Below are 22,425 nucleotides of genomic sequence, written 5' to 3'. Positions count from 1 at the left end.
TGACAGCGGCGACGACTCCGCGTGCGCGGATCGTGGACCCGCGGCCCGGTGACACCATGGTGATCCGTCCGACGTCGCGTTGGGTGTTCGCCGATCTCGGTGCCGGCCGGTCCGACTCGGCCACCGACGGGGGGCAGGATGCCGCGCAAGACGTTCAGGATCAACCAGACGTCTCCGAGCCCGACGATGCAGCGGCGTCGACAGCCGGTGCACCGCGCGAGCCGGCGTCGGATGAGGCGGATCTTGGCGAGCCGGACCCTGGCGCGTCGGCGTCCGTCGTCACGGTTCAGGGCGACGACGAGGATGACGCGGTCGACGGCCTCGATTCGGCGGAGGGTGCCGGTGCCGGCGGAACTCGGTCCGATCGTGACGGATCCGACCCGAGCGCTCGGGGGTTCTCCGTTGACGACCTGCCGGCGCCGCGCCCGGCGTCCAGCGTTCGGGCCAGGTATGCAGACGATGCGGTGTCCGGCTCCGCAGGCTACGCACCGCTGGCGGACGACCGCCCCGGCGTACCGTCCGCCGCCGACGTGCCGACCGCGGAGTCGCCGGTCGTCTCAACATCCGAGAGCGTGCCTGCGTCGCAGCAGCGGGGCGCGCCCGTGCCGTACGTGCTGTCGTTTTCCACGGGGGAGCGGGTCGTGGTGGTCGGCGCAGGGCTGCTCGGACGTCGGCCGTACCCGCAGCAGACGGAACGGTTCGACCAGCTGGTGTCCATCGCGGACAATGAGCGCTCGGTCTCGAAGACGCACCTCGAGTTCGGCCTCGAGACCGGCGAGCTCTGGGTGTGCGATCGCTACTCGGCGAACGGAACCGTGATCATCCCGCCGGCGGGGGCACCGCACCGTTGCGAGCCGGGGCGGCGCTATCGCGTGCCGCGCGGTGGCCGCGTCGAGATCGGCGATCACTGGTTCGACGTGCGCTGAGCCGCCGGTCCGAGGCTCGCTGGACCGCGAGTACGCGGAACGCTGGGGCAGCGATACGCGACGTTGAGTCAGCGGTGCGCGAAGCGCTGAGCCGGTGATGTGCGGAGCGCTGAGGCGGCGCGGGTCTCGTCATCCCCAAGCTGCCGATCGGCCAGGAGTGCACGGATCACGTCCGATCGAGCTCGCGGTCTCGCCGGATGGCCCTGAATGGGTGCATGCCATCCCTCGATCCCGCCGTCGGTGAACCGCTCACGCTGCCACGGCATCCCGCTCCGCCGCTCCGATCGCCGTTCCCTCTGCTCGCGGTGCTCGCCCCGCTGATCGGTGCCGCGGTGCTCTTCGCCGTCACTCGATCCACCCTCATGATCGCCTTCGCGGGGCTCAGTCCCGTCATCGCGGTCGCGAGCACGATCGACGGCCGCATCGGGGCACGACGGCGTCGCCGAGCGGATGCTCGCGGTTACGCGGACTCCGCGGCCCGCTTCCTCGACGATGTGGCCGCCGCACACGACGTCGAGCGGCGCGCGCTGAACGCCCGCCATCCGACGACCTCGGCACTGACGACGGACGCGGCATACGGCGCGCGGCGCTGGGCGGAGGGCGGCGATCGCTTCGCACCGGTCAGGGCCGGGACGGGTTCCGTGACGGCCGCCACACCCGTCACGGGCTCGGTGGACGATGAATCAGACCGCGCGCTCATGGCGAAGGCGCGAACCGTGACGGATGCGCCGATCGTCGCGGATCCCGGCGCCGGCATCGGCGTCGTCGCACCCCTGCCGGTAGCGCGGGCGTACGTGCGCGGCCTCGTGATGCAGCTTGCCTTCGCTCATCCGCCCGGCGTGCTCGCCTTCAGCGCACCCTCAGGCGAGCAGTACGCGTGGCTGAAGCACTATCCGCACGTCGCACATCTCGGCGGCGAGTCACTGGTTCTCCGGATCGTCGATACAGCTGAAGACGCGGGCGGCACGGCCGACGCTGCGTGGGAGCGTCCTCCGCATGCGGGCCCGCTTCGTGCAGCGGCGTCCTCGCCGATGACCGGCACGGTGGCGGTGGCGGAGCACGTGGACGACCTTCCCGCCGGGTGCAGGCTCGTGCTGCGCGCAGACGCATCGGGTGCGCTGACGGTGCTGTCGCCGACCGAGGGGATCGCTGCGTTCCACGGCGAGCTGCTGACCGCTCAGGCCGGTGCCGATTTCGGGCGCGCTCTCGCCGCCGCCGCACGGTCCAAGGGCGTCGCGCCGCAGCGGACTCTCCCGCCCGTCGTGCGCTGGTCGGAGCTCCACTCGTTGCTCCCCGCAGTCGCGGACTCTGCTGCTGTCGCTCCGGCGACCGCGCGCACGACAGATGCGGTGCCCCCCGCCGCCGCACCCGACACGTCCGGAACCGCGGCCGACAGCTCTCTCTCGGCCGCCATCGGCATGTCTGCGGCGGGTCCGCTGGTACTCGACCTTGTCTCATCGGGCCCGCATGCGATCGTCACCGGTACCACGGGCAGTGGGAAGAGCAGGCTCCTCGTGGCCTGGGTGCTCGCGATGGCCGCGTCCGCGTCGCCCTCGCGGGTGTCGTTCCTCCTCGTCGACTTCAAGGGCGGCACGGCCTTCCGGGCACTCCGCGCGCTGCCGCACACGGTGGGCGTCGTCACCGACCTCGGTCACGGCGAAGCCCGACGAGCCTTGCGGAGCCTGCGGGCGGAGCTGCGTCGACGCGAATCCGTGCTCGCCGAGCTCGGCGTCGCCGATGTGCGCGACGCCGGCGACGGTCTCGCCCGCCTCGTCATCGTCGTGGACGAGGCCGCCGCCATGCTCGCCGCGTTTCCCGAGCTCTCCGACCTTTTCGCCGATGTCGCGGCGCGAGGCCGAGCGCTCGGCGTGCATCTCGTGCTCGGCACCCAACGTGCGACAGGTGTGCTCAGCGATGCGCTCGTGGCCAACTGTGCTCTCCGGCTCTCGCTTCGGCTGTCATCCGAGGCCGACAGTGTCGCCCTGCTCGGTACGGATGCCGCAGCGCACCTCCCACATTCCGTCCCCGGACGCTTCGTGGTCGCCAGAGACGGCGAGGTCATCCTCGCGCAGGCAGCGTCATCCGATCCGGCTGACGTGGATGCCGTAGCTCGGCTCCAGGACGGATCCCGCCGTCCGCCGGCCCCCTGGCTTCCCGCGCTGCCCACCGAGATACCGCTGGCCGCGTTCGGCGCGCCGCCTGAGGGTGCGGTGGTCCTCGGCGCGCTCGACGATCCGGATCGTCAACGACAGGAAGGGATCGTGTACCGACCATCGCTGGCGCACCTGCTCGTGCTCGGTGTCCGCGGGTCTGGCAGGTCCACGACGCTGCGGGCCGTCGCAGCCCAGTGGGCGGGCGACACGATCGTCGTGCCGGCCGACGCCGAAGGAGCCTGGGATGCGGTCGAAGCCGCCGAAGCTCGACTACGGCAAGCGTCATCAGGGACGTCCCCGTGCCTCGTGATCATCGACGACGTCGACGCGTTGCTCGCTCGTTTCGACGACGACCACAGGGATGCCGTCGCGGACAGCCTGCGGGCACTGCTGGTGGACGGTCCGCGGGCCGGCATCGCCGTCGTGTGCTCCGGATCCGTGCTGCCGAGCGCGCTCAGAGGCGTGGCGTCGCACTTCGGCGAGCGGCTCCTGCTTCGGCAGGCCGACAGGCAGGAGCACACGCTGGCTGGGGCCCCGACCGAGTTCTTCGACCCGGAGGCGCCTCCGGGACGCGGCGTGTGGCACGACAGAGCCGCTCAGGTCGTGCTCGTTGCGCCGCACGCAGAGGGGTCAAATGGTTCGCCGGGCGAAATCGGCTCCCATCCGGCTCGGCCGACGTCGGGATCTGCCCCCGCACCGGCGGGAGCGCCCGCATCGAGCGCCGTCCCCGCACGCACGGTTCCCCTGGCCTTCGGCTCCGGCACCGTCACGCTCGTCGTCACCGCGGCGCCGGCCGAAGCGGCGCGCCGGGTGCGCGCTGCCGACACCGAGGTGGAGGTCATCGCACTGGACGAGCTCGACCCACGCCGATCCCTCGGGGCGACGACGAGCCTGGCCGACGGAGTCGTCCGGAAGGGCGCCCGCCCGGTGACCGGACTCGCTGCGGATCTGTTCGGTGGGCCGGACGAGGGTCCTGCGAACGCCGCGAACCCTGGCTCCCTTCGCGTGAGCAACGGCAATCCGCCCACCGTGATCGTCGGGGATCCGGATGCGTGGCAGGCGCAGTGGTCCCTCCTCGGGCGTCTGCGCCCCCGTGCCTCGATCGTGTTCGACGGATGCAGTCTCGCCCAGATCCGGTCGACGCTGCATTCGCGGGTGCTGCCGCCGGTGACGGCGGCGGGTCGCCTGCTGGTCTGCGATTCCTCCGGCACCTTCGCTCGCGCGGCGTGGCCGGACCCGAGGGATGAGACGTGATGACGGCTCTGCGTCGAACGATCGCGCCGAGCGCACCGTCGCCGGCCCTGATCATCTGACAGGCCTAAGCCAGGGCGGCGCTCAAGGGCGTGGCCTGCATCCCGTTCGCCTCGGCGACACCGGGGTTCGTGATCCTGCCGTCCACGACGTTGAGCCCGAGCGCGAGCGCCGGATCCGAGCCCAGTGCCGCCTTCCATCCGTTGTTCGCGATGGCCCTCAGGTAGGGGAGCGTCGCATTGGTCAGGGCGTGGGTGGAGGTGTGCGGCACGGCACCCGGCATGTTCGCCACGCAGTAGAAGACGGTGTCGTGCACGCGGAAGGTCGGTGCGTCGTGCGTCGTGGCATGCGAGTCCTCGAAGCATCCGCCCTGGTCGACGGCGATGTCGACGAGCACGCTGCCCGGTCGCATCCTGGCCACCATGTCGTTGCGCACCAGCTTGGGCGCCTTGGCCCCCGGCACGAGCACGGATCCGATCACGAGATCGGCATCGATCACGGCTCGCTCCACCTCGAAGGCCGTGGATGCCACGGTCTTGATCCGTCCCGCATAGAGCGCGTCGAGCTCGCGCAACCGACCCACGTTCGTGTCGAGCACGGTCACGTCGGCACCGAGGCCGACGGCGACGGATGCCGCATTCGTACCGGCCACCCCGCCGCCGAGCACGACGACCTTCGCCGGATAGGTGCCCGGCACGCCGGGAACGAGCAGTCCGGATCCGCCCTGCGGCTTCAGCAGCGCGTTCGCGCCGACGATGGGGGCCAGCCGTCCGGCCACCTCGCTCATCGGTGCGAGGAGCGGCAGCGTGCGGTCAGCGCGCTGCACCGTCTCGTACGCGATGGCCGTCACGCCGTTGTCCACGAGGGCACGGGTGAGCGCGGGTTCGGCCGCGAGATGCAGGTACGCGAACAACACGAGCCCGTCGCGGAAGTGCGCGTACTCGGACTCGATCGGCTCCTTGACCTTGAGCAGCAGGTCGGCGCTCGCCCAGGTGGACGCCGCATCCGGCTCGATCAGTGCCCCCGCCTCGACGTATGCCGAATCGGGAATGGATGAGCCGTCGCCTGCTCCGCGCTCCACATGCACCTCGTGCCCGTGCGAGACGAGATCGTGTACTCCGGCAGGCGTGATCGCCACCCGGTACTCGTTGTTCTTGATCTCGCGAGGAATGGAGATTCTCATCGTGTTCCGTTCTCTTGCCTCTCGGACCGACCGGCCCGATCGCGGTCTTCGTTGACCGCGAAGCTCCGCCCTCGACCAGAGGGATTTCGGCTCAGACCACGGGTCGCATCCGACCCACCGGGGCGCCGCCGCCCAGGATCGTGGTGTCCACGTGCTCCAGAGCTTGTGCCGCGGCGGCCTTGTCGATCGCGCCCGCCGCCGCCAGCAGTGCCACTGCGCTGACGCGAGCGGCGGGAACGCTGCCGTCCAGCACCTTCACCGCCACCGTCGCGCCCTCGACCGTCGACATCGTCATCACGCCGTCCGTTCCGGCCTTCGCATACCCGCCGAGCGTCTCCATCAGCACGGTGTCGGGGCGCCCACGGCCGGAGATCGCCCACGGATGCTCCCTGGCGCTCCGGTGCACCCGCGCCGCGTTTCTGTAAAGAGCGAACGGCGACTGCTCCGAGGCGCTCGCCATGCGATGGATGCCGCGTGCCAGTCCGGTCAGCGAGATGGCGAACACCGGGGCGCCGCATCCGTCGACGGCCGTGTGCGCGATCTTCTCGCCGGTGAGGCGCTCGACGACGTCCTTGACGTGCTGTTGCAGCGGATGCCGCGGATCCGTGTAGTCCGCCGTCGTCCAGCTGTTGGCAACGCAGGCGGCGAGCATGGCCGCGTGCTTGCCGGAGCACTCCATGTAGACGGATGCGGCGGATCCGCCCGAGCGCAGCACCTGCTCGCGCGACTCCCGGTCGGCCGGAAGCGCCGCGGGACACAGCAGCGCGCTGTCGTCCAACCCGACGCTGGCGAGGATGCCGCGCACCAGCGCGACGTGATCCGCCGTTCCCGCGTGGCTGGCCGTGGCGATCGCCGTCTGTTCCGGATCGAGTACGGCCCCGGCGCCGATCGACGCGACGGCCTGGAACGGCTTCATGGTGGACCGGGGGAGTACGAGCGCCTCCGGATCGCCGAGGGCGAGCACGCGTTCGCCGTCCGAGCCGAGGACCACGGCGGATCCGACGTGCCGGTTCTCGACGAACCCACTGCGCTCCTGCACGGCGAGTTCCACCGCGTTCGCTGCTTCGAAGGTGCCGATGGGGGGCCGCGGAACACGCACCGAATCGCTCATGGTGCTTTCGAGTCTAGCCAGGCGGGTTGCCGCGGATGCGGCCGGGGAGCGCACGATTCGTGCGTGCCATGCGGCCATGGCGCAACGCCGTGCGCTCCGCCGATGACGGCCGGGGATCTCGTCGGGACGGTCGCTCATCACGGAGGCCGTCCGCTCGTCGCGAGTGGCACGGGCGACGACAGGCGGTGGGCCTCATCGCCTGCGGCGCCGTCGACGATCCGGCAGAGTAGTCGTCATCCGGTGCTCTGCAGCCGATGACCGCGGAGCGATGGCACGGGCCACACCCGCACGAGACGAGGACTACGAGCGTATGAACGTCGATCACCACTACGCGCTGACCATCGAGTGGACAGGAAACCGGGGATCAGGCACGAGCGGATATCGGGACTACGGTCGCGATCACCTGATCAGCGCCGAGGGCAATCCGCCGATCGAAGGTTCGAGCGACCGGGCGTTCTTCGGAGACGCCGATCGCTGGAACCCCGAGGAGCTGCTGGTGGCGGCGCTGAGCCAGTGCCACATGCTCAGCTACCTGCATGTGGCCCAGCGCAACGGCGTCGTCGTCACCGCCTACGTCGACACGCCGACCGGAACCATGACGGCGACCTCCGATGGGGGAGGTCACTTCACGGTCGTGACCCTGCGCCCCGAGGTGACGATCGCCGATGCGGCGCAGCTCGAGCTCGCGGAGAGCCTGCATGCCGAGGCGTCGCGGCTGTGCTTCATCGCGTCATCCGTGAACTTCCCCGTGGAGCATGAGCCCGTGACGCGCAGCGCCTGAACCGGCCCGGCACGCGGAAACGCCGCGATTCGTCCGTCCGCAGGCGTCGTGTCGCAGCGGCCCACCGCGGAGGAGGCCGTGACGCATCGCCTCAGGCGACGGGCTCGTCCGACGGTGCCTCGTTGTAGATGCCGGCCTCGACCTGGCCGCTCAGCTTCTGGATCGCGGCCATCACGGCATCCGTCGCCTCACGGCGCGCCTTGCCGCTGGTCGCCGGACCGAACGACGACAGGTCGATGGGCTCGCCGAACGCGACCGTCACGGGGGCGAAGAGGGGCATCCGCTTGCCGACGGGCTGCAGGCGCTCGGTGCCGATGAGGCCGACGGGAATGACGGGCGCTCCCGTGGTGAGTGCGAGCCAGGCGACGCCGGTGCGACCTCGGTAGATGCGACCGTCACGCGACCGAGTGCCCTCGGGGTAGAGGGCGAAGGCGCTGCCGGCATCCAGGATGCTCCGGCTGATCTCGAGCGCCGTCTGGGAGTCCCGTCCCGCACCCCGCTTCACTCCGACGGCGCCGATCGCCGCGAAGAACGTGCGCTTGATCCAGCCGACGATGCCTGTGCCCTCGAAGTAGTGCGACTTGGCGAGGAACTGGATGCGCCGCGGCGCGACCACCGGGATCACGACACTGTCGATGAACGACAGATGGTTGCTGGCGAGGATGACGGCACCCTGTTTCGGCACGTTACGGCGGCCGACCACGCGCGGACGGTAGAGCACGCGGGCGACGGGCGCCACGACGAAACGGCCGAAGGAGTACAGGAATCCGGGGCGCGGGCTGGACGCGGCCTGACGCGTCTCGTGGGCGTCGGCGTGGGCGGCGGATGCGGCCGGAGCCCCAGATCCCGGCCGTCCGGCCGAGGCCATGTCCGTTCGTCCGGCTGTCGTGGCCAGGGGCGGAAGGACTGCGGATGACGCGATGGGGCGCTCCGGCCGCGACAGTGTGGTCATGATGCGACCCTACGTAGCGTCGTATTCCGGCGATGGCATGCCGGTTCCCGTATCAGAGCCCGGTGCGGGGATCGATGGAGCAGCGTGTTCCGCCCGTGAGGTTGAGGCATCCGTCGTATTGGGGCGGGAACGGTTCCACCAGAGGCGACCCGAACCACTCCGTGTACAGGCGCCAGAAGTTGAGGTTGCCGAACGTGGAGCAGTCGGTGACGACATCCGGATGCGCGAGCGTCTGCGGCGACGGCTGGTACGGCGTGTAGTTGTAGAGGTTCGCCGTCGCCTGCGTGCGGATGTCGACCACGCTGGATCCACACGCCGCGTTCGGGTGGTACTGGATGGCGACCTTCCCGACGTGGTAGCGCCACGACGTGCCGCCCACCGTGTACTCGCGGAACTGCCACGCTGCGTTGTAGAGCTGATTGAAGAATCCGAAGTATCGGGTGTCGCAGGCGGCGGTGTCCGGGCATCCGTATCCGGTCGCCCGCTGGTACCCGTACGCGCTCGGATGCGTGAGCAGAGACTGCTCCTTCTGCAGCAGCACGAGCAGCACCTTCGGGCTGATGCGGCACGCCTGCGCGATGCGCACGATGATCGAGCTCGCACGCTCCGCCTTCTGCCCGGTGATCGCGGCGCAGTGGGCATACTGCGTTGGCTCGTCCGGCGTGTCTTGACGATAGTCGGCGAGGCACGGGGATCCGTCGTCCGATGAGCATCGCTGCTTCTGGAGGAAGCGCTGCACCTGCCCGACCGTCATGGTGTCCGGGTCGTAGAAGGCTGCGTCGCTGATGATCAGGCCTGCACGGAATCGGGCGTCGGACGGCGCTCGCTCCGGCTCTGCTCGGGGCGCGAGCGCCACCGCCAAGGCGAACACGATCACGGACAGCGCGGCGATCGCCACGATCACGAGGTCGGCGGTCGGGGCACGGACCGTCCAGTCGCCGATGCGTGCTGTCTCGCGGTCGCGCTCGGGCATGCCTTCGACCTTAGGGCGTACCCGGGGGAGACGCTGGCCCAGGCGTGCGCACATGCCGGGTCATCGGCGGCGCGTTGTCAGCGGATGCCTGCACCCGACAGCGCATCTTGCGAGGAGATCACCGCGTCCGCGAACCCGTAGTCGACGGCCTCGCTCGCGTTGTACCAGGCATCCCGGTCGCCGTCCCGCAGGATCTCCTCGATCGTGTGTCCCGTCTGCTCCGCGGTGAGTCGCGCCATCTCGTTCTTGAACTTCACGATCTGCTCGGCCTGCCGGCTGATGTCCGCCGCCGTGCCGCCGAATCCGCCGTGCGGCTGGTGCATCACCACCCTCGTGTTGGGCAGCACGAAGCGCTTGCCAGGCGTGCCGGAGCTCAGCAGGAACTGGCCCATCGAGGCGGCGAAGCCGATGCCGACGGTCACGATGTCCGGGCTGACAAACTGCATGGCGTCGTAGATGGCGAAGCCCGCCGTGACCGATCCGCCGGGGGAGTTGATGTACAGCTGGATGTCGCGGTGCGGGTCCGTCGCGGCGAGCAGCAGCAGCTTGGCGCAGAGCTCGTTGGCGATGCCGTCGTCCACCTCAACGCCGAGGAAGAGGATGCGGTCGTCCAGCAGGCGGTCGAACACGGGCTGCTGCGCTGGGCTGATGGTGCGGGACTCCGTCATGGTGTCGTCTCCTGTCGTCGTGTGCCCATGCTGGGGCGGCGACCCGTTCCGGGACCGTGGTTTCTGCCCACGGCGACTTCGCGCAGAGCAGAACGCGTCCTGACGATCCGATGGCCGACGACGCGTAGCCTGATGGGACCGACGGGAGGGAGCGGTGATGCTGTTGAGGCACGCGGTCGGATCGGCGATCCGGCGACTGAGGCAGGCACGCGGGCTCACGCTGCGGGAGGTGTCGCAGGCGTCAGCGATCTCGCTTCCCTACCTGTCCGAGATCGAGCGCGGCCGCAAGGAGCCCTCCAGCGAGATCATTCAGACGGTGTGCGTCGTGCTCGGCGTGACGCTGCGCGAGCTGATGAGGGAGACGGATGTCGAACTCGTCGTCGCGGAACGCGCGGCCGCCCGAGGCATGGCGCCCATCCTCGACCTCACGGCCAGACGTCGCGACCAGGAAGAGGCCGCATCGACGGGCACGCGGCACCTTCTGCCGAGCGCCAGCGATCCGGGAGCACCGCGCAGGAGCGAGGCACGGATGCCTGCGCCGGCGCATCGGCCGCCGGTCGGCGAGGTGCGCGCATTCGTGTCAGCGGCCGGGAAGCCGCTGCTGCTCGCGGCCTGAGCGGCAGGAGGTCGGCTCAGACCGACTGCGCCGCCAGTGCGACCTCGATCACGCTCGCCGCGTCGTCGATGAGTTCCTCGCTGATCACGACGGAGGGCAGGAGGCGCAGAACGCTGTCCCAGCTGCCCGAGTCGAGAGCGATCACGCCGTTGCTCGTCGCGTGACGCAGCACGGCGGTCAACGCTTCGGGGTTGGGCTTGCGTGTTCCGGGCACGACGAGCTCGATGCCCCACATGGCGCCCTTGCCGCGCACCTCGCCCACGACCCCGAAGCGTTCGGCCCAGTCGCCGATCCGTGCCCGCAGGACGTGCTCGACGCGCTGCGCCTCCGCGATGAGGTTCTCGTTCTCGATGGCCTCGAACGTCGCCAGTGCGGCGGCCGTCGAGACCGGGTTGCCGCCGAACGTTCCGCCGATGCCGCCGGGCTGCACGGCATCCATGATCTCGGCGCGACCGGTCACGGCTGCGAGCGGGAAGCCGCCCGCGATGCCCTTCGCGCTCGTCACGAGGTCGGGAACCGCGCCGAAGTGCTCGATGGAATACCAGGTTCCGGTGCGGCCGATGCCGGCCTGGATCTCGTCGGCGACGAAGACGATGCCGTTCTCGCGGCAGTACTCGGCGATGCGGGTGAAGTATCCGTCGGCCGGGATGACGATGCCGCCGTCGCCCTGGATCGGTTCGGCGAAGAACGCCGCGATCTCGCTCGCGCCGATGTGGGTCTCGATGTAGTCGATCGTCCGGTCGGCGGCCTCGTCGCCGCTGAGACCGTCCTTGAACGGATAGCTGCCTGGGACGCTGTAGAGCTCGCCGGGGAACGGACCCATGCCTGCACGTTCCGGCCACGGGCGGTAGGTCATCGCCATCGTGAGGTTCGTGCGGCCGTGGAAGGCGTGCTCGAGTGAGACGATCGCGCGGCGTCCCGTGTACTTGCGCGCGATCTTCACCGCGTTCTCGACGGCCTCCGCGCCGGAGTTCACCAGGATGGAGTGCTTCTCGAAGTCGCCCGGCGTGATCTGGGCGAGCTTCTCGGCCACCCGAACGTAGTTCTCGTACGGGGTCACCGTGAAGAGCGTGTGCGTGAGCTTGCTCGCCTGCTCGAAGGCGGCGGCCGCCACAGCAGGGTGCGCGTGACCGATCGTCGTGACGCCGATGCCGCATCCGAGGTCGATGAGCCGGTTGCCGTCGACGTCCACGAGGATGGCGCCCGAGGCGTGGTCCATGTAGATGTTGGCCAGTGTGCCTGCGCCGCGCGAAACGGATGCTTCGCGGCGTTTCTGCAGCTCAACGGACCGCGGTCCGGGGAGGGGGGTCACGACGGCACGAGACTGCGGCACGGAGAATTCGCGGGGCATCCCACCATCGTACGGTGGGCGGGCGGATGTCGATTCCAGGGTGCGTGCACGCCCGTTCCCAGCGGGAGCCTAGGCGCATGGTGCACACTGAGGTGGCCCCCACTCCACATTCAGAAAGCGATGCCGTGCGCCTGAAGATCCCAGCAGTCCTCGCCGTGTCCGCCGCTGCCGCCCTGCTGCTCGCCGGATGCGCCGGCTCGGGCAACGGAACGAGCACGGCGACGCCTTCCGCCTCCGCGAAGTCCGCGTCGACGGCGTGCAACCCGCCGAAGTCGGGAAGCGTGTCCGATTCGGTGAAGGTGGCGGGCGACGCGGCCAAGGACAACTCCGCCGCCGAGCCGACGGTGACGTTCTCGAAGCCGCTGAAGGCCTCGGACACCCAGCGCAGCTACATCAGCAAGGGCGACGGCGAGCAGGCCAAGACGGGTGCGACGGTCGACATCTCGATGGTCGTCTACAACGGCACGAGCGGCACGAAGCTCACCAGCAACGGCTACGCGGGCACCGCGACCATTCCCGTCACCGTGGGCGGCAGCTCGCTGATCCCCGGCCTGACGCAGGCCGTCGAGTGCGCACCCGTCGGATCCCGCTTGGTCACGACGGCAACGGCGAAGGACGCCTGGGGCGGCGACCCGTCGTCGAACGTCAGCAGTCTGAAGGCCACGGACACCGTCGTCTTCGTGGTGGACATCCTCTCTTCCGTTCCGTCGAAGGCCGACGGCGCGCCGCAGGCCGCGCAGGCCGGATTCCCCACCGTGAAGGTGGCGGCAAGTGGCCAGCCGACGGTCACCATCCCGAAGAGCCTCAAGGCTCCCACCGAGACCAAGGTCGAGGTGCTCAAGCAGGGTGACGGCGCCACGGTGGCGGACGGCGACTCGGTGACGCTGCAGTATCAGGGCGTCAACTGGCGCACCGGCAAGGTCTTCGACCAGAGCTGGGGTCGCGGCCTTTCCACGATGCAGACCTCGGAGGTGATCCCCGGGTTCACCAAGGCACTGGTCGGACAGAAGGTCGGCTCTCAGGTGGTCGCGGTCATCCCGCCGGCCGACGGATACGGCACGACGGGTCAGTCGCAGGCCGGCATCAAGGGCACCGACACGCTCGTCTTCGTGATCGACATCCTGGAGACGCAGCACTGATCGCTGTGGGCGGGTTCATCACTCCGCCCGCCGATACGATGAGCGGATGCGACGGGTACTGATTCTCGGATCCACCGGTTCGATCGGAACCCAGGCGCTCGACGTCATCCGTGCGAACCCGGACCGCTTCGAGGTCGTCGGGCTCGCGGCGGGCCGCAACCGCGACGCGATGGATGCCCAGGCCGCGGAGTTCGCTGTTGAGCACACCGCCCTCGGCGTGGACGAGGCCGAGCAGCTCATCCGCGACGTCGACGCCGACGTCGTGCTCAACGGCATCACCGGATCCGTCGGACTCGGCCCGACCCTCGCCGCCCTGGACAAGGGCGTCACGCTCGCGCTGGCGAACAAGGAGTCGCTGATCGTCGGCGGTGACCTGGTGACCTCACGTGCGGATCCGGGCCAGATCGTGCCGGTGGACTCGGAGCACTCCGCCATCGCGCAGGCGCTGTTCGCGGGGGACAAGGGCGAGGTGCGCAGGCTGGTGGTCACGGCATCCGGCGGTCCGTTCAGGGGCTTCAGCCGCGCCGAACTGGCGGATGTCACCCCGCAGCAGGCGCTCGCGCACCCCACCTGGAACATGGGGCTCGTCGTCACGACCAACTCGGCGACCCTCGTGAACAAGGGTCTCGAGGTCATCGAGGCGCACCTGCTGTTCGACGTGCCGTACGAGCGGATCGACATTGCCGTGCATCCGCAGTCGATCGTGCACTCCATGGTCGAGTTCGTCGACGGGTCGACGATCGCCCAGGCATCGCCACCCGACATGCGGCTGCCCATCTCGCTGGGACTCGACTGGCCGCACCGCGTCGCAGGCGTCGGTGTCCCGCTCGATTTCACGAGCGCTCAGCAGTGGACGTTCGAGCCCCTCGACGCGGACGCCTTTCCCTCCGTGGCCCTCGCCAAACGCGTCGGCGGAGCAGGCGGCAGCTATCCGGCGGTGTTCAACGCCGCCAACGAGCAGGCCGTCGCTGCGTTCCACGCCGGGCGTCTCGGCTTCCTCGGCATCGTCGACACGATCGAGCGCGTCGTCGACGAGCACGATGCGCCGGTGGCGCTGGATCTCCCGACGCTCGCCGAAGCGGAGCGCTGGGCGAGGGAGCGGGCGGAGAAGATCATCGCCTCCGCCTGACCACCGCCGGTCGCGGCCGGCTCGCACCGGTCGACGTTCACAATTCAGGATCGGAGCGCGCTGCGGCGCCCGTTGGCCGCGAATCCTCATCGTCCGGACGCACTGCGCGCCGTCGCTTCCTGAGTTGTGAACCGGCGGACGACGCGCAGGAGCCCGGCGGGCGTCTCGCGGAGGCCCGGCGGGTGCGTGATCACATCCGGGTGCGGTACCACTCCGCGGTGGTGGTGAGCGACTCGTGCCATGGCGTCTCCTCGACGCCCAGGAGCTCGCTGGTCTCGGCTGCGTCGATCACGTACGGCACGGTGAACTGATAGCTGGACGCGTGGATCTCGCGCATCATCGGACTCACGAGTCCGGCGGCGCGCAGCACCCACTGCGGTATCGCAGCGGCCTCGCCCGTCGTCCCGTACAGCGCGTTCAGCTGGGCGGCGATCTCCGCTCGGGGATGCGGGGCGCCGCTCGGCACGTGCCACACGCGACCCCAGTCTCCGGTCCAGTCGGCCGCCGCCGCGAGTGTGGCCGCGATATCGGGGAGGTAGCTCCAGCTGTGGTCGAGATCGACGCCGCCGACACCGCGCACCGTCTTCGACCCCAGGATTCCGGTGAAGAAGGCCTTTCCAAGGTGTGCCGTGGCGTCCGATCCGGGACCGAAGTAATCGCTGGCCCGCACCTCGACCCCGCGGATGCGCCCCTCCTGCGTCGCCTCGCGCACCTGGAGCCATCCGGCTTTGCGCACGAGGCCTTTCGTCTCGTTCGTCAGCTCTGGCGAGTTCTCGGACATCGGTCCGGTCGGTGAGCCGTACGGATACAGGTTGCCCATGACGACGAGGGATGCCCCCGATCGTTCGGCGGCGGCGATCACGGCCCGGAACACGGGCGGCCAGTCGCGCGGCCACGACGTGTACGGGGGATTGGTGACCACGAAAATGGTCTCGGCGCCCTCGGCGGCGCGGGTGACGGCATCCGGGTCGGACGCGTCGAGTCGAATGGAGAGCGCGCCGTCCACCTTCGTACCGCTCCGGCTCGCGACGCGTACCGAGTCGCCCCGCTCGGCGAGCTGTGCTGTGAGCAGGGAGCCGATGAGGCCGGCTCCGAGGACCAGTCGAGTCGTCATGTGCCTCGTGTTTCCGTTTCGACGGCTGTCGTGGGGGACGACAGCACGCGATGATCCCGCTGTGCGAAACCACCGCGATTCGCGAGCAGTCTTCACGAGCAATGGTCACGAGCTCGCATCGACGAGTACGAGAGCCCGCATGATTTGTGAGCACCGCTCACCGGAAACCTAGGGGATCGGCGGCGGGATTTCAAGAGCATCGATCACTAATTCGAGAAGAACGATGGCAGGATGGAAGGGTGACAGACCGGTCAGTCCATCGCGGTCGGAAGCCCGTGATCTCGCGTGAGCAGGTGCTCGACGCGGCCGCGGCCACCCTGGAACACAGCGGAGCCGAGACCGTCTCGCTGCGCGCCATCGCCCGCGAACTCGGGGTGGTCAGCTCGGCGATCTACCGGCACTACCCGAGTCGCGATGCCTTGCTCACCGATCTGATCGTGCAGGCCCACACCGAACTCGGCGAATGGGTCTCGGATGCCGAGCACGACATCGGCAGGGAGCGCCTCGGCGAACGCTTCGCCGTGATCGTCCGCAGTGCGCGGGAGTGGGCGAAGCAGCACCCGCACAGGTACGCGCTCATCTACGGCGCGCCGGTGCCCGGATACAGCGTTCCGCCGAGCACACTGCAACCCGCATCGATCATCGGCAGGCTTCTCGCCAGGCTGCTCCAGGACGCCGCGGCCGCCGGATGCCGCCCTCCGCAGGACCCGGCACGCGACGTGCTCGCGCCCTCGTTCGTGCGTCTCGGCGACGAGCTCGGATTCCCGCCGGCGCTGCGTCCGTCTCTGGTCGCGGGTGTTCAGGTGTGGTCGCAGCTCTTCGGCCACATCTCGTTCGAGCTCTTCGGGCACTACGTCGGCGTGATCGACGACGTGGACGCCTATACCGAAGCGCTCATCGTGCTCATGGCTGCACGTCTCGGTCTGCCCGAGCCCGATGAGCCGCCATCGGCCTCATCGGCGGCCGGGTCGTCATCCGGACACTGACGAGGCCACCGCCTCACTGCGTGGCCGTCGGGGTGGGGGTCGGCGTCGAGGTAGACGATCCGACGGCCGACTCCACGAACGAGGCGAACGCCGACGCGTCGGTGAGCGATCCCTTGTACTGCTGACCGTTCACGATCACCGTCGGGGTTCCCCCGAACGTCGTGACGTTCGAGTTGGGCAGCTTCTTCGTCGTGGCGCGGGTCGTCGCAGCGTTGAGCCAGCTCGAGAATCTCGTGTTGTTCACGCACTTGGTGACGTTGTCGGAGCTCACCCCTGCGCTCTTCAGAATCGACAGGATCTGGGAATTCGGCAAGCCACCCGTGTTCTCCTGGGGCTGCTTGGCGTACAACGCCGTGTTCACGGTGATGAATTTGTCGGGGAAGTAGTTCGCGACGCACGCGAGCGCATTGCCCGCCCGCAGCGAGTATCCGCCGTTCCCCTTGTTGGTGAGGTAGTTCAGCGGGTGCAGCTCCAGCGTGGCCAGGCCGGAGTCGAGCCACTGCGTGATCTGCGACATGTTCGTCTGCTCGAACTGCTGGCAGTACGGGCACTGCAGGTCTTCGTAGATGGTGATGTAGGCCTTGGTCGACGTGTCCGACTGGGTGGTCGGCGTCGGCGAGTCGCCGGCCTGCAGAGCAGGAGTGCGCACGGCCTTCGTGCTCGAGGTCATCACGATGCCGTCGCTGATCATGTTCTTCGGGCCGGCGGATGTCTGTCCCTGCGGAATCGAGTTCACGATCACCAGAGCCACCACGGCGAGCACAGCGATGATCACGACGCCGACGGATCCCTGGATCCACCACTTGCGGCGCCTGGCCTTCTTCGCGGCCTCCTCACGCATGAGGCGGGCGTGCTCCCGCGCAGCCTCTCGGCGGTCCTTCTTGCTCGGACCGTTCGCACCGCGGCCAGTAGCCATTGACGTCCTCTTCGTTCAGGGGAGTAGTGGAAGCGGGTGAGCCGATGTGAGCACCGGCGACAGATCATCACCCTAACGTGACCGGGCTATGCGTTTCGTGAGCAGACGCTGCGGATGCTCCGTCCTGGCAGGGACTTCGGGGGAGCATCCAGGCGGGCGCGGCTAGCATTTCTGCATGTCCTCCGTGCTGCCCTTCATCGTCGGCGTGCTGATCTTCGTGGTCGGCCTCGCCGTCTCGATCGCGCTGCACGAACTCGGCCATCTCACGGCTGCGAAGGCGTTCGGCGTCAAGGTGACGCAGTACATGATCGGCTTCGGCAAGACCGTGTTCTCGTTCCGCAAGGGCGAGACCGAATACGGCGTGAAGATGCTGCCGTTCGGCGGGTACATCGCGATGATCGGGATGTTCCCGCCCAAGCATCCTGGAGAGGCGCCGCGGGACGCCTCCACCGGCTTCTACAACTCGCTCGTCGTGACCGACGGCGCGATCGGTGCGCCGCGCGAGGAGCGTGAGCAGCAGCGACGGAGCGTGCTGGGCACGATGGCCGACGAGGCGCGGCAGGCGAGCGCGGAGACCATTCCCGAGGGCGAGGAGCACCGCGCCTTCTATCTGCTGCATCCGTTGAAGCGCATCGTCGTGATGTTCGCGGGGCCGTTCATGAACCTCGTGATCGCGTTCGTCCTGATCGCCATCATGCTGTGCGGAATCGGCGTGCAGGGTGCGAGCACGACGGTGCAATCGGTATCGGAGTGCCTCAAGCCGGCGTCGTCGACGTCCACCACGTGTTCGACGTCGGATCCGGCATCCCCGGCCGCTGCCGCGGGTTTCAAGGCGGGCGACCGGGTCGTCGAGTACGACGGCACGGCCATCACGGATTGGACGCAGCTGTCGACGAGGATCCAGGGCTCGGCCGGCCGAACCGTGCCCGTCGTCGTCGTTCGCGACGGTGAACGCGTCACGCTGCAGGTCACGCCGAAGCAGACACAGGCCGAGGTGTCTGACGCCTCAGGTGGGACGGTCGTGAAGGACGTCGGCATGATCGGCATCGCGCCCACCACCGAGCTGCAGCCGCAGTCGTTCGGCACCGCCGTCGCCACCACCGGACAACAGCTGGGTCAGGTCGCCGGTGTGGTCATCAACCTCCCGGAGCGGATGGTCGGCGTGTGGAACGCGGCGTTCGGGTCGGGCGAGCGCTCGGCATCTTCTCCGGTCGGCATCATCGGCGTCGGACGCATGGCCGGCGAGATCGCCGACAGCGACTCCTACGCCTTCATCGCGAAGATCCAGCTGATGCTGAGCCTGCTGGCCTCGCTGAACCTCGCGCTCTTCGTGTTCAACATGATCCCGCTGCTTCCGCTCGACGGCGGCCACATCGCGGGCGCCATCTGGGAGTGGGTGAAGCGCGGCTGGTTCAGAGCGACCCGCAGGGCAGCCTCGCCGAAGCCCGTCGACATGGCGCGACTGATGCCCGTCACGTACGCCGTCATCATCGTGCTCGGCGCGATGAGCCTGCTGCTGGCGTACGCCGACATCGTCAAGCCCATCACGCTGCCCGGCTGATCGCGTCCTTCTCCGCCTCAGCTCGCCGAATTCACCGCTCCGCTGCCTTCGACTCGTTCCGGCATTCGCGACGGTCGCCGACCCGACGGTGCAGCGCGGCGGGCATGATGGGAACGAGGACGTCATCGGCGACCGAACGGTTCCCACGAGGAATCGTCTCGTGCCTCACGTCCCGTCGTCGGGCAGAACGCTCGCGGCGTCGCTGTGGTCAGCAAGGAGGCTGAACGGGCATGACGATAGACAAGCGGATGGACTGCGCGGCGGATGCCGTCGCCGACATCACGGAGGGCGCGAGCATCGCGGTGGGCGGCTTCGGGCTGTGCGGAAATCCGATGGCACTCATCCGGGCCGTGCTGGACTCGGGTGTCGGCGGACTCTCGGTGGTCAGCAACAACTGCGGAGTGGATGACTGGGGGCTCGGCATCCTGCTGCAGGAGAAGCGCATCAGCAGGATGACCTCGTCGTACGTGGGGGAGAACAAGGAATTCGAGCGGCAGTTCCTCACCGGCGAGCTCGAGGTGCATCTGACGCCGCAGGGCACGCTCGCGGAGAAGCTGCGCGCAGGCGGCAGCGGCATCGCGGCGTTCTTCACGCAGACCGGTGTCGGAACGCAGATGGCCGACGGCGGCCTTCCGCTGCGGCACAACCCGGACGGATCCGTCGCGTTGGCTTCGCCCGCCAAAGAGGTGCGGCCGTTCGAGGTCGACGGCGTGCTGAAGGAGTTCGTGCTGGAGGAGGCGATCCGCACGGACTTCTCGCTCGTGCACGCCATCCGGGGCGACTGGCACGGCAACCTGGTTTTCCACGAGTCGGCCCGCAACTTCTCGCCGCTGGCGGCCATGGCCGGCCGGGTGTGCATCGCCGAGGTCGAGGAACTGGTGGAACCGGGGACCATCGATCCGGATGCCGTGCACCTGCCCGGCGCGTACGTTCACCGCATCGTCGGCGTCGGGTCCGACATCGAGAAGCGCATCGAGCGCCGCACCGTGCGGAAGGCGGACTGACCATGGCATTGACGCGAGAGCAGATGGCGGCGCGTGCCGCCAGAGAGCTGCCGGACGGCGCCTACGTGAACCTCGGGATCGGGCTGCCGACGCTGGTGCCCAACTACGTGCCGGATGGGGTGACGGTCGTTCTGCAGTCGGAGAACGGAATCCTGGGCGTCGGCCCGTATCCGGAGGAGAACGCCGTCGATCCCGACCTCATCAACGCGGGCAAGGAGACCGTGACGGTCCTTCCCGGTGCCGCGTTCTTCGACTCCGCGCTGAGCTTCGGCATGATCCGCGGCGGCAAGATCGATGCCGCCATCCTCGGCGCCATGCAGGTGTCGGCATCCGGCGATCTCGCCAACTGGATGATCCCCGGAAAGATGGTGAAGGGTCCGGGCGGTGCCATGGATCTCGTGCACGGTGCAGGCCGCGTCATCGTGCTGATGGAGCACGTCGCGAAGGACGGATCACCCAAGATCGTGAATGCGTGCACCCTGCCGCTCACCGGCAAGGCCGTCGTCGACCGGATCATCACCGATCTCGCCGTGATCGACGTGACGCCGGACGGCCTCGTGCTGCGCGAACTCGCTCCCGGCGTCACCGTTGACGACGTGACGGCGGCGACGGAGCCACCGCTGGCGGTCGTGCTCGGCGGCGAGTCGGGCAGCTGAGCGGGGCCGGGCGGGTCGTGCAGTCAAGTCTGCGCGGCGTGCCACGTGGACCCGGACGTGCAGGTCGCGCCCGGGTCCGCCCGGGTCGCGCGACCTAGACTGAGTGCCGTGCCAGCAGTGAATCTCGGTATGCCGACCGTCCCCGAAGTGCTCCACCCTCGTCGCAAATCGCGGCAGATCCGGGTGGGCAAGGTGCTCGTCGGCGGTGACGCTCCGGTGAGCGTGCAGTCGATGTGCACCACTCCGACCACGAACATCAACGCGACGCTGCAGCAGATCGCCGAGCTGACGGCATCCGGATGCGACATCGTGCGCGTGGCTGTGCCGAGCCGCGACGACGCCGAGGCACTGCCGATCATCGCGAAGAAGTCGCAGATCCCGGTGATCGCCGACATCCACTTCCAGCCCAACTACGTCTTCGCGGCCATCGACGCGGGGTGCGCCGCGGTGCGCGTCAACCCCGGCAACATCCGCAAGTTCGACGACCAGGTCGGTGAGATCGCGAGGCGTGCCAAGGAGGCTGGAGTCTCCATCCGCATCGGCGTGAACGCGGGATCGCTGGAGCCGAGCATCCTGCAGAAGTACGGCAAGCCGACGGCCGAGGCGCTCGTCGAGTCCGCGGTCTGGGAGGCGAGCCTGTTCGAGGAGCACGACTTCCACGACTTCAAGATCTCGGTCAAGCACAACGACCCGATCGTCATGGTGAAGGCGTACCGGCAGCTCGCAGAGCGCGGCGACTGGCCGCTGCACCTCGGTGTCACCGAGGCCGGGCCGGCGTTCCAGGGCACGATCAAGTCGGCGACGGCGTTCGGCATCCTGCTGGCAGAGGGCATCGGCGACACGATCCGCGTCTCGCTCTCCGCTCCGCCGGTCGAAGAGGTCAAGGTGGGCCTGCAGATCCTGCAGTCGCTGAACCTGCGCGAGCGCAAGCTCGAGATCGTCTCCTGCCCGTCGTGCGGTCGCGCCCAGGTCGACGTCTACACGCTCGCGGACAGCGTCACCGAGGGCCTTCAGGGCATGAGCGTGCCGTTGCGCGTGGCGGTCATGGGATGCGTTGTCAACGGTCCAGGGGAGGCGCGCGAGGCGGACCTCGGCGTGGCCTCCGGCAACGGCAAGGGGCAGATCTTCGTCAAGGGCGAGGTCATCAAGACCGTGCCGGAGTCGGAGATCGTTCAGACGCTCATCGCAGAGGCGAACCGCATCGCGGCCGAGATGGCCGACGAGCGGCCGTCCGGCGAGCCGACGGTGGCCGTCGGGCACTGAGAGCACGACGAGAGCGGCGACCATCGGAGCGTGCTGTCGATTCAGTCCCGATCGCGGAGTCGGTTTGCGATAGCTGCGGCGATGTCGGCGACATCGTCTAGTTCGCCGGACGCGACGCGTTTGGTGAAGGAGAACGCTTCGTCGTTGGTCATCGTCAGCTGATGACCGTTCATCCAGAGGAACGTGAGCAACGATCCCAGGGCTAGCCGTTTGTTTCCGTCGACCAGGGCGTGATTGCGCGCGATCGAGTGGAACAGTGCTGCTGCCTTGAGCGTGATCGTCGGGTAGAGGTCCTCTCCGCCATAGCCCGCGGCCGGCCTGGCGACAGCGGATTCGAGCAGTCCCAGGTCACGGATTGCGGGCTCGCCTCCAAGGATGACGGCAGCGAGCAGCCGTAGGTCGTCTGAGTCCGGATAGTTCACTCTTCCTCGCCCAGGCGTCTCAGGGCTTCCGCATAGCGAGGCAGCTCGCTTTCGATCGCCTGCCGCAGCAACTCACGCTTGTCCGTAGCCTGGATGTACTGCCGTACCGCGTCTCGGGCGACCTCCTGCATCGAACGATTCTCGGCAGCAGCGCGGTGACGCAATGCCTCGGTTTCCTCGTCGGTCAATCGAAGTGTCATGGCCATTAAGCTATGGTATCGCGCTTGATACCATTCGAGCTCGAACCACAACTGTGACCAGGCGGTGGAT

21 protein-coding genes are annotated in these 22,425 nt (G+C 68.7%); 11 read left to right on the top strand and 10 right to left on the bottom strand.

Translation table 11 applies throughout. The annotated features are described in order from the left end of the window. Positions 1-56: 56 nt before the first annotated feature. Together ACX9R5_RS14995 and ACX9R5_RS14990 are read left to right on the top strand one after the other, a co-directional pair. The gene (locus tag ACX9R5_RS14995; RefSeq protein ID WP_459409847.1) at positions 57-926 is read left to right on the top strand and encodes an FHA domain-containing protein; all 870 of its coding nucleotides are present in this window, start codon (positions 57-59) and stop codon (positions 924-926) included. Positions 927-1,141: 215 nt separating this feature from the next. Further along, on the top strand, positions 1,142-4,333 hold the full coding sequence (locus ACX9R5_RS14990; protein ID WP_459409846.1) for an FtsK/SpoIIIE domain-containing protein: 3,192 nt from the start codon (positions 1,142-1,144) through the stop codon (positions 4,331-4,333). Positions 4,334-4,397: 64 nt separating this feature from the next. Here the strand turns inward: ACX9R5_RS14990 and ald are convergent, their stop codons facing one another. Together ald and ACX9R5_RS14980 are read right to left on the bottom strand one after the other, a co-directional pair. Then, positions 4,398-5,513 (bottom strand): alanine dehydrogenase, encoded by a 1,116-nt coding sequence (gene ald, locus ACX9R5_RS14985; protein ID WP_459409845.1) that lies wholly within the window; start codon positions 5,511-5,513, stop codon positions 4,398-4,400. Between the two features lie 91 nt (positions 5,514-5,604). Next, complete coding sequence (locus tag ACX9R5_RS14980; RefSeq protein ID WP_459409844.1) at positions 5,605-6,624, bottom strand: asparaginase; 1,020 nt, start codon at positions 6,622-6,624, stop codon at positions 5,605-5,607. 310 nt (positions 6,625-6,934) lie between these two features. Here ACX9R5_RS14980 and ACX9R5_RS14975 point away from each other — a divergent pair, with 310 nt between their 5' ends. Then, positions 6,935-7,405, top strand: coding sequence for an OsmC family protein (locus ACX9R5_RS14975; protein ID WP_459410102.1), 471 nt, complete (start codon positions 6,935-6,937; stop codon positions 7,403-7,405). Positions 7,406-7,496: 91 nt separating this feature from the next. Here the strand turns inward: ACX9R5_RS14975 and ACX9R5_RS14970 are convergent, their stop codons facing one another. From ACX9R5_RS14970 to ACX9R5_RS14960, 3 genes are all read right to left on the bottom strand, one after another. Further along, entirely contained in the window at positions 7,497-8,357 is an 861-nt protein-coding gene (locus ACX9R5_RS14970) for a lysophospholipid acyltransferase family protein (protein WP_459409843.1), read from the bottom strand. A 52-nt stretch (positions 8,358-8,409) separates the two neighbouring features. Further along, positions 8,410-9,330 (bottom strand): hypothetical protein, encoded by a 921-nt coding sequence (locus ACX9R5_RS14965; protein ID WP_459409842.1) that lies wholly within the window; start codon positions 9,328-9,330, stop codon positions 8,410-8,412. Positions 9,331-9,407: 77 nt separating this feature from the next. Continuing rightward, a complete protein-coding gene (locus ACX9R5_RS14960) occupies positions 9,408-9,998 on the bottom strand; it encodes a ClpP family protease (RefSeq protein ID WP_459409841.1) in 591 nt (196 codons plus the stop codon). Between the two features lie 157 nt (positions 9,999-10,155). Here ACX9R5_RS14960 and ACX9R5_RS14955 point away from each other — a divergent pair, with 157 nt between their 5' ends. Then, entirely contained in the window at positions 10,156-10,614 is a 459-nt protein-coding gene (locus ACX9R5_RS14955) for a helix-turn-helix domain-containing protein (RefSeq protein WP_459409840.1), read from the top strand. A 16-nt stretch (positions 10,615-10,630) separates the two neighbouring features. On the opposite strand, the gene ACX9R5_RS14950 is transcribed toward ACX9R5_RS14955, so the two are convergent. Next, a complete protein-coding gene (locus ACX9R5_RS14950) occupies positions 10,631-11,965 on the bottom strand; it encodes an aminotransferase class III-fold pyridoxal phosphate-dependent enzyme (protein WP_459409839.1) in 1,335 nt (444 codons plus the stop codon). Between the two features lie 77 nt (positions 11,966-12,042). Here ACX9R5_RS14950 and ACX9R5_RS14945 point away from each other — a divergent pair, with 77 nt between their 5' ends. Beyond that, complete coding sequence (locus ACX9R5_RS14945; protein WP_459409838.1) at positions 12,043-13,104, top strand: FKBP-type peptidyl-prolyl cis-trans isomerase; 1,062 nt, start codon at positions 12,043-12,045, stop codon at positions 13,102-13,104. Between the two features lie 46 nt (positions 13,105-13,150). Continuing rightward, entirely contained in the window at positions 13,151-14,233 is a 1,083-nt protein-coding gene (gene dxr, locus ACX9R5_RS14940; protein ID WP_459409837.1) for a 1-deoxy-D-xylulose-5-phosphate reductoisomerase, read from the top strand. A gap of 190 nt (positions 14,234-14,423) precedes the next feature. Here dxr and ACX9R5_RS14935 read toward each other — a convergent pair whose 3' ends face one another. Beyond that, the gene (locus ACX9R5_RS14935) at positions 14,424-15,347 is read right to left on the bottom strand and encodes an NAD-dependent epimerase/dehydratase family protein (RefSeq protein ID WP_459409836.1); all 924 of its coding nucleotides are present in this window, start codon (positions 15,345-15,347) and stop codon (positions 14,424-14,426) included. Positions 15,348-15,586: 239 nt separating this feature from the next. Here ACX9R5_RS14935 and ACX9R5_RS14930 point away from each other — a divergent pair, with 239 nt between their 5' ends. Beyond that, complete coding sequence (locus tag ACX9R5_RS14930) at positions 15,587-16,333, top strand: TetR/AcrR family transcriptional regulator (protein WP_459409835.1); 747 nt, start codon at positions 15,587-15,589, stop codon at positions 16,331-16,333. A 13-nt stretch (positions 16,334-16,346) separates the two neighbouring features. Here ACX9R5_RS14930 and ACX9R5_RS14925 read toward each other — a convergent pair whose 3' ends face one another. Further along, a complete protein-coding gene (locus ACX9R5_RS14925) occupies positions 16,347-17,249 on the bottom strand; it encodes a DsbA family protein (protein ID WP_459409834.1) in 903 nt (300 codons plus the stop codon). A 175-nt stretch (positions 17,250-17,424) separates the two neighbouring features. On the opposite strand from ACX9R5_RS14925, the gene ACX9R5_RS14920 reads away from it, so the two are divergent. From ACX9R5_RS14920 to ispG, 4 genes are all read left to right on the top strand, one after another. Next, on the top strand, positions 17,425-18,810 hold the full coding sequence (locus ACX9R5_RS14920; protein ID WP_459409833.1) for a M50 family metallopeptidase: 1,386 nt from the start codon (positions 17,425-17,427) through the stop codon (positions 18,808-18,810). 230 nt (positions 18,811-19,040) lie between these two features. Continuing rightward, positions 19,041-19,814 (top strand): CoA transferase subunit A, encoded by a 774-nt coding sequence (locus ACX9R5_RS14915; protein WP_459409832.1) that lies wholly within the window; start codon positions 19,041-19,043, stop codon positions 19,812-19,814. Positions 19,815-19,816: 2 nt separating this feature from the next. Then, positions 19,817-20,470: a CoA transferase subunit B gene (locus tag ACX9R5_RS14910; RefSeq protein WP_459409831.1), complete on the top strand. Its 654-nt coding sequence runs from the start codon at positions 19,817-19,819 to the stop codon at positions 20,468-20,470. 129 nt (positions 20,471-20,599) lie between these two features. Further along, positions 20,600-21,733, top strand: coding sequence for a flavodoxin-dependent (E)-4-hydroxy-3-methylbut-2-enyl-diphosphate synthase (gene ispG, locus ACX9R5_RS14905; protein ID WP_459410101.1), 1,134 nt, complete (start codon positions 20,600-20,602; stop codon positions 21,731-21,733). A gap of 41 nt (positions 21,734-21,774) precedes the next feature. On the opposite strand, the gene ACX9R5_RS14900 is transcribed toward ispG, so the two are convergent. Beyond that, positions 21,775-22,155, bottom strand: coding sequence for a type II toxin-antitoxin system death-on-curing family toxin (locus ACX9R5_RS14900; protein ID WP_459409830.1), 381 nt, complete (start codon positions 22,153-22,155; stop codon positions 21,775-21,777). After that, complete coding sequence (locus ACX9R5_RS14895) at positions 22,152-22,361, bottom strand: ribbon-helix-helix protein, CopG family (protein WP_459409829.1); 210 nt, start codon at positions 22,359-22,361, stop codon at positions 22,152-22,154. The genes ACX9R5_RS14900 and ACX9R5_RS14895 overlap by 4 nt, the downstream gene beginning before the upstream one ends. Positions 22,362-22,425 lie beyond the last annotated feature (64 nt).

The organism is Rathayibacter sp. CAU 1779 (assembly GCF_054551755.1).
This window is presented reverse-complemented; position numbering and strand designations above follow the sequence as displayed.